13 protein-coding genes are annotated in these 11,948 nt (G+C 36.1%); 12 read left to right on the top strand and 1 reads right to left on the bottom strand.

The genetic code is table 11. The annotated features are described in order from the left end of the window. The first annotated feature begins 55 nt into the window (after positions 1-55). From rnr to RSC39_RS11180, 3 genes are all read left to right on the top strand, one after another. Positions 56-2,509, top strand: a complete 2,454-nt coding sequence (gene rnr, locus RSC39_RS11170; RefSeq protein WP_332537238.1) for a ribonuclease R — start codon at positions 56-58, stop codon at positions 2,507-2,509. Positions 2,510-2,524: 15 nt separating this feature from the next. Further along, a complete protein-coding gene (locus RSC39_RS11175) occupies positions 2,525-3,112 on the top strand; it encodes an isochorismatase family protein (RefSeq protein ID WP_332537240.1) in 588 nt (195 codons plus the stop codon). Positions 3,113-3,189: 77 nt separating this feature from the next. Beyond that, on the top strand, positions 3,190-4,248 hold the full coding sequence (locus RSC39_RS11180) for an endonuclease/exonuclease/phosphatase family protein (RefSeq protein ID WP_332537256.1): 1,059 nt from the start codon (positions 3,190-3,192) through the stop codon (positions 4,246-4,248). Between the two features lie 23 nt (positions 4,249-4,271). Here RSC39_RS11180 and RSC39_RS11185 read toward each other — a convergent pair whose 3' ends face one another. Further along, positions 4,272-5,213, bottom strand: coding sequence for a UbiA family prenyltransferase (locus tag RSC39_RS11185; protein WP_332537242.1), 942 nt, complete (start codon positions 5,211-5,213; stop codon positions 4,272-4,274). Positions 5,214-5,366: 153 nt separating this feature from the next. Here RSC39_RS11185 and RSC39_RS11190 point away from each other — a divergent pair, with 153 nt between their 5' ends. The 9 genes from RSC39_RS11190 to RSC39_RS11230 form a co-directional block, all read left to right on the top strand. Next, entirely contained in the window at positions 5,367-5,630 is a 264-nt protein-coding gene (locus tag RSC39_RS11190; protein ID WP_332537244.1) for an ACT domain-containing protein, read from the top strand. A gap of 116 nt (positions 5,631-5,746) precedes the next feature. After that, entirely contained in the window at positions 5,747-7,084 is a 1,338-nt protein-coding gene (locus RSC39_RS11195) for a DUF711 family protein (RefSeq protein ID WP_011675899.1), read from the top strand. A gap of 95 nt (positions 7,085-7,179) precedes the next feature. Next, the gene (locus RSC39_RS11200; RefSeq protein ID WP_042747569.1) at positions 7,180-7,659 is read left to right on the top strand and encodes a hypothetical protein; all 480 of its coding nucleotides are present in this window, start codon (positions 7,180-7,182) and stop codon (positions 7,657-7,659) included. Positions 7,660-7,729: 70 nt separating this feature from the next. Beyond that, positions 7,730-8,425, top strand: a complete 696-nt coding sequence (locus tag RSC39_RS11205) for a histidine phosphatase family protein (RefSeq protein ID WP_231722124.1) — start codon at positions 7,730-7,732, stop codon at positions 8,423-8,425. Further along, the gene (locus RSC39_RS11210; protein ID WP_332537248.1) at positions 8,422-9,168 is read left to right on the top strand and encodes a D-alanyl-D-alanine carboxypeptidase family protein; all 747 of its coding nucleotides are present in this window, start codon (positions 8,422-8,424) and stop codon (positions 9,166-9,168) included. Before RSC39_RS11205 ends, RSC39_RS11210 begins: the two co-directional genes overlap by 4 nt. Positions 9,169-9,182: 14 nt before the next feature. Continuing rightward, on the top strand, positions 9,183-9,587 hold the full coding sequence (locus RSC39_RS11215; RefSeq protein WP_332537250.1) for a hypothetical protein: 405 nt from the start codon (positions 9,183-9,185) through the stop codon (positions 9,585-9,587). Positions 9,588-9,734: 147 nt separating this feature from the next. Further along, positions 9,735-10,778 carry a heat-inducible transcriptional repressor HrcA gene (hrcA, locus tag RSC39_RS11220; protein ID WP_042747573.1) on the top strand — a complete coding sequence of 348 codons (1,044 nt, stop codon included), beginning with the start codon at positions 9,735-9,737 and terminating at the stop codon, positions 10,776-10,778. 29 nt (positions 10,779-10,807) lie between these two features. Further along, on the top strand, positions 10,808-11,347 hold the full coding sequence (gene grpE / locus RSC39_RS11225) for a nucleotide exchange factor GrpE (RefSeq protein WP_011835409.1): 540 nt from the start codon (positions 10,808-10,810) through the stop codon (positions 11,345-11,347). A gap of 71 nt (positions 11,348-11,418) precedes the next feature. After that, on the top strand, positions 11,419-11,948 hold a 530-nt coding region (locus RSC39_RS11230), incomplete at its 3' end, for an Hsp70 family protein (protein ID WP_332537253.1).

The following is an 11,948-nucleotide window of genomic DNA, read 5'->3' on the forward strand; positions in this document are numbered from 1 at the left end:
AAGGGGCTTCTTGTCCGATTTTTGTGGTCAAGAAAGCTTACTTGAGAGAATAAAAATGAGTATTAGAGAAGTAATTATGGACTATCTTGAGAATAGTTCAAAAAAAGCTCTGTCAGTGGAAGAATTGTCAGTTGCTTTACATATGAATAAGGCCAAAGATTACAAAGTTTTTGTTAAAACTTTGGCTTCACTAGAAGCTGAACACTTGCTTCATTTTACTGCTAAAGGGAAAGTAGAATTAGCAGAACAAGAGGAAGCAAAAGTAGTTATCAGCGGAATTTTCCGAGCAAATGCGGCTGGATTTGGTTTTGTAAGTATTGATGCTGACGAACCAGACGTCTTTATTGGACGCGGGCAAACAGGTTTTGCACTTGATGGAGATGAGGTTTTCATTGAGATTGATAAGAATGCCAACTCCCTAAAAGGAACGGCTGCCGAGGGGCATGTTGTTGAAATTATCCGTCATGAGCTTCATCAAGTCGTTGGAACTTTTGTTGCTTTAAATGAGGAAGAAAAAGAGCAAACTGGACTGATTGGTTTCGTTAAATCTAGAAATAAAAAAATTCCTTATCGAGTTTATCTGGGCGATGAAGGACTCAAACCAGAAAATAAAGCAATTGTTCGTGTAGAAATTACACACTATCCTGATAAAGAATTTCCTCAAACCATGCAAGGACTGGTAACAGAAATTATTGGTCAGGCAAATGATCAAGGGATAGATGTGTTAGAAGTTTTGGCTTCAATGGACATTGTATCAGAGTTTCCAAAAGAGGTTTTGGAGCAAGCTGATTCAGTGCCAGAAGAAGTGCCAGAAAGTGAAATTGCGGGTCGAGTTGATTATCGTAATGAAATGACGTTCACAATTGACGGAGCTGATGCCAAAGACCTTGATGATGCTGTCCATGCCAAACGTTTGGGAAATGGAAATTATGAATTAGGTGTTCATATTGCGGATGTTTCGCACTACGTAACGGAAAATTCACCTTTAGATAAAGAAGCCTATGAACGTGGAACATCAGTTTATGTTACTGACAGAGTGGTACCGATGTTGCCAGAGCGTTTATCAAATGGGATTTGTTCATTGAACCCACGTTTGAATCGCTTGACTCAATCCTGTGTGATGGAAATTAGCCCAGAAGGTCGAGTGGTTAATTATCAAATTTCACAATCAATTATTAAGACAACTGAAAGAATGACTTATGATGCGGTCAATCAAATGATTGCAGGAGATAAAGACACGCTTGAAAAGTATGCTAAAATTGCTGATTCTGTAAAAATTATGGTTGAAATCCATCATATTTTAGAAGCGATGCGTAAACAACGTGGAGCCATTGATTTCGACACGGTAGAGGCAAAAATCATTGTCAATGAAAAAGGTCTACCTATTGAAATTAGAAAACGCAATCGTGGCATTGCTGAACGAATGATTGAATCATTCATGCTTGAAGCCAATGAAACGGTGGCCACTCATTTTGAAGCACATGGCTTGCCATTTATTTATCGGATTCACGAGCAACCAAAAGCAGATAGATTACAACGGTTTATTGATTTTGCAGCAACATTTGGAATGCAAATTGAAGGAACCTCAAACGGAATTGATCAAAAAGTTTTACAAGCCTTCATGAAAAAAATCAAGGGACAACCGGGTGAAATGGTCTTGTCAACAATGCTATTACGCAGTATGCAACAAGCGCGTTATTCAGAAAATAATGAGGGTCACTTTGGTTTAGCTGCCGAAAATTATACTCACTTTACCTCACCTATTCGTCGTTATCCTGATTTGTTGGTTCATCGTTTGATTCGTGAAATTGGTGCGGGTAAAATTCCAGCAAATCTTTTACAAAAATGGGAAGAAAAAATCCCAGAAATTGCGGAGCACTCTAGTCATCGTGAACGTCGAGCGGTTGATGCTGAACGTGAAGTTGAAAAAATGAAAAAAGCCGAGTTCATGGAAGAACATGTGGACGAAGAGTTTGAAGGAATTATTGCTTCAGTCACTCGTTTTGGTATGTTTATTGAACTTGAAAATACAATCGAAGGATTAGTTCATATTTCAACGTTGAAGGGTGATTTTTTCACTTATCATGAACGAATGTTAGCTTTGATTGGTGAAAGAACAGGACTGACTTTTAAAATTGGTCAACCAATTAAAATCAAAGTCGTCAAAGCAGATAAGATGACTGGCGAAATTGACTTTGAGTACCTTCCATCAGAATTAGATTTGATTGATAAATCGGCTAAAGCTAAGAAAAAGCCTGAATCTAAAGGACGCAAAAAATCAAATCAATCCCTTAAAGTTAAATCTGTCGCACCAAAAGCTGCTGGTAAAGCTGGCAGTAAATCAAAAGAGGGTAGAAGTACTGATGGAAAACCTGAATTTGATAAGAAAAAGAAAAAATCGGGCAAAAAACCTTTTTATAGCAAAGCTGCCAAAGGTAAATTTACTGACAAAAAAGAGAATGGCAAAAAATTTACTGATGGAAGAAAAAAAGCACACAAAAGACCTTAAATTTTGAAAGAAGAAATGAAAACTTTGAATTTAAATAAAACAGCATTAGTCATCATCGATTTGCAAAAAGGAATTGCTGGTCGTGAAGGTTTTGCTCCTTATTCTGCACAAGATGTATTGGCTAAAAATAAAGAGCTCGTAACAAGTTTAAAAAATACAGAAGCTTTGATTGTTTTTGTTCATGTTAAAAATTATGGTGGAGAAGCTCTAAAACCAAAAACGGATAATCCCCCTCTTGCACATGGGCAAATACCAGCGGACTTCTCTGATTTTGTCATGCCAGAGGCTTACGATAAAGACTATGACAATGTTATCCATGTTGCTAAACACAACTGGGGGGCCTTTTATGGAACAGATTTAGATGTCCAATTGCGCCGCCGTGGAATTGAAGAAATTGTTCTGAGCGGAATTGCTACAACGATTGGTTGTGATACAACGGCTCGTGAAGCTTTCCAACATGGCTATCAAGTGATTGCCGTAGAAGATGCAATGACTGATTTTAATGGAAGTTTGCATAAGGGAATTGTGGACGGAATTTTCACTAGACTTGGACGAGTGCGTTCAACACAAGAAGTATTAAAAATGATTGAAGAAAGTAAATAAGTTTAGGCCACCCATTTTACTGACAGAGATTTTCGGAGTCTTCGTCAGTAAATTTCCTAAAATATTTAGTGAATAATATGAAAAATCGTTTGAAATTAATTGGAAAAATTATTGTCAGCATTATTTTAGTTTTTGCTGTCATCATCGGCTCATACGTTATCTATGTCTATGCTCAATATCATCGTTTGCCAAATGATATCAAGCAAAGTATCAAAAATCCGCAAACTCAACAAGTTGAATTGGGAAAAACCTATAAAATGATGACATTTAATATTGGTTATGGTTCCTACCCACCTTCTTTTAATTTTTTCATGGATGGTGGTGATGATGTGCGTGCTTACAGCAAATCTGCTGTCAAGTCTGCGATTCAAGAAGATATTAGACTTATTAAAAAAGAAAATCCTGATTTCGGAAATATTCAAGAAATTGATTGGCAAGGAGACCGAAGTCAGCAGGTGAATGAACCTCAGTTGGTACGCGCAGGTCTTCCTGATTATAGCAGTGTATTAACGCAAAATTATGACTCTGCTTATCTATTTTATCCCGTGACAAAACCAATTGGAAAATCCAAATCTGGCATTATGACTTATTCTAAATATGAAATTGAAAATTCAACCAGATATAAGTTACCAATCGAAACCAACTTTAATAAATTTTTTGATTTAGACCGAGCATTTTCTGTCAGCCTTTTACCTATCAAAAATTCAGATAAAAAGTTTGTAATTTTTAATACTCACTTATCAGCATTTATCACAGACCAAAAAATTCAAAAGCAACAATTATTGACACTCTTTGATGCGATGAAAAAGTATGTCAATAAAGGGGATTATGTGATTTGTGGAGCAGACTATAATCATGCCCTAGCTGGTAAAGCTCATCCAGAATTGACTTGGATGAAGGAGTTTCCAACGGAGAATTTGACTAAAGGAATGCGAGTAGTTGCACCAACTAATGCACCAACCGTGCGCTCACTTGATTTTGCTTATCATCAAAATAATCCCAAAAATATTTTTGGAATTATTGACGGATTTCTTGTTTCAAATAATATAAAAGACTTAAAAATACAAACCATTGATAATCAATTTAAATCGTCAGACCATCAACCTGTTCTCATGGACTTTTCTTTAGAAAAATAAAAAGCGCTTAGCGCTTTTTTTGTTCATCTAAAAATGATACCTAGTAAAAGAGTGATAGCAAGTGAGGCATTAAATAGCATAAGATTGTTAATCTGTAAATGGAAAGTTTCTGATTTACTTTGCTTTGCCCTGAATTTTTGAATATTAGAAATGACTCTAACTGAAATGATTAGCATGAGTAGTGACCAAATGGGTAAAATTTTGAGACAAACAGCAAGTAGAATACAAAGTCCAGCAAAAAGATAAAGTCCAGTAAATATTTTTAAACTCAGTGGAATTTTTAAATAATAAGGAAGGGTATAACGTTCGTTACGAATGTCTTGGTCTAAATCGCAAATATTGTCAGAAAACATGATATTAAAATTTTGAACAAAACACATCAAGCCGACTAAAAGTATTGGGAGAAGAATTTTAAAATCCCAAGTCCAAGTCATGAGCCAGTTTTTGTCAAAGCTAATGAAAAAATATCCTTTGTCATAAGAATTAAGATAGACCGCAAGGAAAAATCCAAAAAATCCCTCACAAAGACCGGCTAAAAGTTCACCTAGAGGAAAGCGAGAGAAAGCAAAAGGACCATAGGTATAGAAAATAGCAATCAAAAAACAAAGGCCACCAATGGGAAGAACAGCAAGATTAGTCATGAAAAGAACAACTAGTCCAACAATTACATCAACAACTAAGAAAGACAAGCATATTTTTAAAGCAAGTTTAGGATTAATTGATTTGGCAACGATAATATTCCATTTTTTATATTCAGGGTCAAGCGCCTTTTGATAATCCATTAAATTATTCCAAGCAGAGACAAAAAGATTAATACTCGCTAAACCGATAAAAAAGAAAAATGTGGGCCAAAAGTGGAAGCTTTTAAAATACCAAAGAGCAAAAAGGCAGCCAGCAATTGGTGAGAGCAAAGCCGCTGGTAAAGTTTGAATACGTGTAAAATTAAAGAAAGTTTTTAAAGTCATGATAAGCTGATTATAGCAAAATAAGGGAGATAAAACATAATTCAAATGTACTGACAAAGCTGTCTAAAAAACTTTATTTACTTGACAAGAAAATTGACTGAAAATTTAAATAAAAATGTTATAATAGTATAAAAATTTGAATGGAGAAACAAAATGCGCGCAGTTGTAACAGTAGTCGGAGCAGATAAAATCGGGATTGTCGCTGGAGTCACAGCGACATTATCAGGATTAGAAGCAAATATCATTGAGATTTCACAAACTTTGATGAGTGGAGCTTTTACCATGATGATGGTTGTTGAAACTAGAAACAGTGATTTTTCAGCTTTTCAAGCTGAACTTTCAAGAAAAGGTGAAGCACTTGGCGTTAATATTCATGTTCAAAATGAAGCTATTTTTAACGCGATGCACAAATTGTAATTGACTGACAGAAAAAATTAGTCGACAAATTACTTTTATTATTAAGCATTTTTACTGACAGAGATAAAAAATATTTCTGTCAGTAATATTTTAACCAAAACTAAGGAAATCAAATAATGGACATCCAAAATATCAAAGAAACAATTGCGATGATTGAAGAACAAAATTTCGATATTCGCACAATAACAATGGGGATCAGTCTTCTTGATTGTATTGATGCTGATATTGACAAAGCCGCTGAAAAAATCTATCAAAAAATTGTCAATAAAGCAGGTAAACTTGTCGAAGTCGGCAATGAGATTGGGCACGAACTTGGGATTAAGATTGTGAACAAACGAGTTTCGGTAACGCCAATCGCAATTATTGGTGCAGCAACAGCTGCTGATGATTATACTCCGCTTGCCCTGGCTATGGATCGCGCAGCAAAAGAAATTGGTATTGATTTTATCGGTGGCTATTCGGCACTGGTGCAAAAAGGCTATCAAAAAGGGGATGAGATTTTGATTAAATCTATGCCTAAAGCCCTAGCAGCAACTGAGCGCGTATGTGCATCAGTAAATGTTGGTTCAACTAAGAGCGGAATTAATATGACAGCAGTTCGTGATATGGGTGAAACCATCAAAATTATGTCCAAAGGGGACAAATGGCTCAATGCTAAACTTGTCGTTTTTGCTAATGCTGTAGAAGATAATCCCTTTATGGCAGGGGCTTTTCATGGTGTAGGTGAAGCGGATACGATTATCAATGTTGGGGTTTCAGGGCCAGGTGTTGTTAAACGTGCCCTCGAAAAAGTTCGTGGCGAATCTTTTGATATCTTAGCTGAAACTATCAAGAAAACAGCATTTAAAATTACGAGAATTGGTCAACTGGTTGGACAAATGGCTTCTGAAAGACTGAATGTTGAATTTGGAATTGTTGATTTATCACTTGCACCTACACCGGCAATTGGGGATTCAGTTGCGCGTGTCTTGGAAGAAATGGGCTTAGAAACTGTTGGAACTCATGGAACAACAGCCGCACTTGCCATGCTTAATGATGCCGTGAAAAAAGGCGGAGTTATGGCAGCTGAACGTGTTGGAGGACTTTCAGGAGCCTTTATTCCAGTTTCAGAAGACGAAGGAATGATAGCAGCCGTGAACTCTGGAGCATTAAATATCGAAAAATTAGAAGCGATGACTTGCGTTTGCTCAGTTGGGCTGGACATGATTGCGATTCCTGAAGAAACACCAGCCTCTACCATTGCAGCTATGATTGCTGATGAAGCGGCGATTGGTGTCATTAATCAAAAAACAACTGCTGTTCGTATTATCCCAATGGGTAAAGAAGGAGAGCAAATTGAATTCGGAGGTCTCTTTGGTGTGGCCCCCGTCATGCGTGTCAACAAGGCATCATCAGCAGATTTTATTGCTCGTGGTGGACAAATTCCAGCGCCAATTCACTCATTTAAAAACTAAAATTGACTTCAAGGTCAATTTTTAATATTTTAAAAAAATGAAGAGCGCTTCCAAAAATGATATAATGATAGAAGTGGAAAAACGGAGGTTATTATATGGCTTACAAAGTAAATTTTAAAGAAGTAGAAACGGTCGGGCTAGAAAGTTCGCCCGTAGCAGAGGCTTTGGCAGGTTTACGGGCTAATGAAGCACGATATTTTTGGAATAAATATAAATTTGAATATCTGACTTATCCAGCTAGTGAAAAACAGGAAGAAGTTGCTTTGTTTGAGCAGATTTTACTTGAAGAACGCGATTTGAAATTTTCGGCAAAACTGCTTGAAGTGGCTATTTATGAAAGTGATGAGCTCTACTGGCCAGAATTTTATTATGAAGATGGAATGGTTTTAAATCTGCTTTATGAAAAGGTTGGTCAGGAAGGCAAGAAACCAAAACGTGCGGTCGGCATTAAACTTTCCGTTGGGATGGAAATCCCTAGAGAACTTGAAGGAAAGTTTAAATTTGCGCGTCAACGCTCAAAATTAGCAGGTGAAGTGCGTGGCTCATTCTTTACAGTTAAGCAAGAATGGCTTTAACTGTACAAATAGAAAAAAGATATCGTAAAGCTTTTTTATTAAAATCAAATCATTAAAAAGGGGAGTAGTGATGGTAAATATTTATTTAGTTCGACATGGGAAGACAATGTTCAATACAATTGGACGAGCGCAAGGTTGGTCTGATACACCTTTGACTGAAGCTGGAGAACAAGGAATTATTGAACTTGGCTTAGGTTTTAAAGAAAAAGGAATTAAATTTGATCGGGCCTATTCGTCTGATTCTGGCCGAACAATTCAAACAATGGGCTTTATCTTAGCTAATTCTGATAACGAAGGAATTCCTTATACTTACGATAAAAGAATCCGAGAATGGTGTTTTGGCTCGTTTGACGGAGGCTATGATGGCGAATTGTTTGATGGAGTTTTACCAAGAATATTTACCGAAACTGGGAATAATCATACTGATGAATTTCCGCCTGATGAAGTGATTGCTAATGCAATTTTTGAAGTTGATACGGCAGGCTGGGCTGAACCATGGGAAAAACTTTCAGGTCGTATCATGGATGGTTTTACAGACATTGCTAAAGAATCTGAAGCAAAAGGAGCCAAAAATATTGTTGTTGTCAGCCATGGTATGACCATTGGAACTTTTGTAAAATTGGCTCAACCCGAACTTCCGCGTCCGCATGGTCTTGATAATGGTTCTGTTACTCATTTGACTTTTGAAGACGGAAAATTCACTATCGGAAAAGTTGGGGACATGTCTTATCGAGAAATAGGAAGTGAAAAGTTAGCTAAAAAATGAAAAAAAGAATTACTTTAAGTTTAATTGTGCTTGTTCTTTTAATCGTCGGAGCTTTGGGATTTATATTAATCACAAACAATAAGTCGAATTCAACCAATGAATCAACAAAAAAAACAAGTATTTCATCATCTAAAGAAGAGGCAAAGAAAAAAGACTTACCAGATTCAAAAAGGTCTGACTGGGATTTAGTTTTAGTCAGCCGAGCATCTCCTAAACCTGAAATGAACCCAACATTAGCCACTGTTAATGGGATTCAAGTTGACCAACGGATTGCACCAGCAGTTCAACAATTTTTGGCTGCGGCCCAAGAAATTTCACCAGCCGAGCATCTTATTTCAGGTTATCGGTCAGTTTCATACCAAGAAGGACTCTATCAATCTTATGTTCAAGCAGAAATGAATGGTCAAGGAACGGTCAATAGCACAGGGAATCCTATTTCTGAGGAAGAAGCAATAAAAGATGTACAAACTTATTCTCAACCACCAGGAAGTTCAGAGCATCAAACTGGTCTTGCAATTGATATGAGTAATATTGATAGTTTGAATGAAAGCCAATATGCCAAACAAGTTGCGGCGATTGCTCCCAAATATGGTTTTGTGCTTCGCTTTCCAGATGGTAAAAAAGCAGTCACTGGAATTGGTTATGAAGATTGGCATTTCCGCTATGTTGGTTTAGAAAATGCCAAATACATGACTGAGCACCAATTGACGTTGGAAGAGTATCTTAAATTATTACCAGCTTAAAGGAAATTAGGAACATGTTAAATCGAACTAGACTTTTACTTTATGTGAACGTTGCTCTCTTTATTTACAGCCTGTCAGAAATGATTAAAATCCTTCTTGTTCATAATAATTTCTTTACTCAATTTTTTAATAATCTCTCTAGTAACCTCAAATCTTTAACGGATAAGATTTCGTCAGCAATTACAAGTTGGCAAAGTATTATCTATTTATTGATTTTTGTCTTATTAATCTTTTTGTTATTAAAATTTTGGCGTGTGACTTTTATTCTTTTAGAGATTATTTTGGCACTTTTAATTATTGACTATGTTTTGCTTTTTGTTCAACATCAAGTTGGATTTGAAAATCTTTTTATTATTGCTGTAGTGGTAGTTACACTAATGAATATCTGGCAGACATCCAAAGATTCTAATCTTTTATAACGGAAATTAGCACTCTAACAAAAAGAGTGCTAATTTTTATGTCTTTTTTCTTGACAAGGTATAAACAAAGGGTTATAATAAACTTGTTAGCACTTAGAGGTAAAGAGTGCTAAAAGAAAAAACTTAGAGATAAAGAAAGGAGCAGCTATGATTACAGAACGTCAAAGACAAATTTTAAATTTGATTGTTTCACTTTATGCTAAGGACCATACACCAATCGGTTCAAAATCGCTCCTTGATAGTATCCAAGCCTCTAGCGCAACCATTCGAAATGATATGAAAGCTTTGGAAAGGCTGGGTTTGATTCAAAAGGAACATACCTCAAGTGGACGCATTCCGAGCGTTTCGGGCTATAAGTATTTTGTGGAAAATGTCATCCAGTTAGAAGAGTTCAGTCAAAATGACTTGTTCAAAGTGATGAAAGCTTTTGATGGCGATTTTTATCGCTTGTCCGATTTGTTTAAAACTGCGGCTAAAAGCTTATCAGAACTAACAGGATTGACGAGTTTTGTTCTTAATGCTCCGCAACGTGACCAACAATTAGTCTCATTTGAAATGGTTATGCTTGATAATCACTCGGTACTCTCGGTCATTACTTTGGGAACTGGTGAGGTAAGAACAAATCAATTTATTTTACCAAAATCAATGACAGAAGCAGATTTAGCTGTTTTTAGCAACTTGGTTAAGGAACGATTAGTCGGTAAAAAAGTGATTGATATTCACTATACGTTACGCACTGAAATTCCACAAATTGTTCAACGCTATTTTAAGGTCACGAGTGAAGTTTTACAACTCTTTGAATCAATCTTTGATGATTTATTCAAAGAACATCTGACAGTCGCTGGTCGTAAAAATATTTTTGACTATGCGACGGATAATCTTGCAGAGCTCTATAAACTCTTTAGTGATGATGAGCGAATGCTTCATGAAATTCGCGAGATTACAAATAATGATGAAATGAGAGCTGTTAAATTTGATAATGATGAAAAATTTATGAAAAATTTAACAATTATCTCGCAAAAATTTGTCATTCCTTATCGTGGATTTGGTACATTGACAGTTGTAGGACCTGTAGAAATGGATTATCAAAGAACTTTATCAGTTCTTGATTTAGTTGCTAAAGTTCTAACAATGAAATTAAGTGATTATTATCGTTACCTTGATGGTAACCATTATGAAATTAGTAAATGATTAAAAAGTTATTTAAAAAAGGAGGGCCTATGTCCGAAGAAACTAAAGAAGAAATCAAAAACGAAAAAGTTGATGAAGAAGTGACTGAGGAGTTAACAGAAGAAGCGCTTGAAGATATCGTTGAAGAAGAAATCAATGAACTTGATGAAGCGCAAAAGTTAGCAACTGAGTGGGAAAATAAATTCCTTCGTGTTTCTGCTGAAATGCAAAATGTGCAACGTCGCGGAAATGAAGAACGTTTACAACTTGTCAAGTATCGCTCGCAAGATTTAGCAAAAAAAATCTTGTCTTCATTAGATAATCTTGAACGTGCACTTGCTGTTGAAGGTTTGACAGATGATGTTAAAAAAGGGCTTGAAATGGTACAAGAAAGTTTAATTTCAGCCCTTAAAGAAGAAGGGGTTGAAGAAGTTTCTTATGAAAGTTTCGACCATAACCTTCACATGGCTGTTCAAACTGTCCCAGCTGATGACGAACATCCAGCTGACAGCATTGTGCAAGTCTTCCAAAAAGGCTACCAACTTCACGAACGTTTACTACGTCCTGCAATGGTTGTTGTAGCACAGTAATTTAATAAAAAATATTGACCGCAAAGTCTTTAAACTATTCATAAGTAAAAGAAATAAAGGAGATTTAAAATATGTCTAAAATTATCGGTATTGACCTTGGTACAACTAACTCAGCAGTCGCAGTTCTTGAAGGAACTGAATCAAAAATTATTCCAAATCCAGAAGGAAATCGCACAACTCCATCAGTAGTTGCATTTAAAAATGGTGAAATCATTGTTGGTGATGCTGCAAAACGTCAAGCAGTAACAAATCCAGAAACAATCATTTCTATCAAATCAAAAATGGGAACATCTGAAAAAGTTTCTGCAAATGGTAAAGAATATACACCACAAGAAATTTCAGCAATGATTCTTCAAAACTTGAAAGCAACTGCTGAAAGCTACCTTGGCGAAAAAGTTGAAAAAGCAGTTATCACTGTTCCTGCTTACTTCAATGACGCTCAACGTCAAGCAACTAAAGATGCTGGTAAAATTGCTGGTCTTGAAGTAGAACGTATCGTTAACGAACCAACTGCCGCAGCTCTTGCATATGGTCTTGATAAAACAGATAAAGATGAAAAAATCCTTGTCTTTGACCTTGGTGGTGGGACATTCGACGTTTC

This window comes from Lactococcus sp., assembly GCF_036648155.1.
GTDB classification, from domain to species: Bacteria; Bacillota; Bacilli; order Lactobacillales; family Streptococcaceae; genus Lactococcus; species Lactococcus cremoris.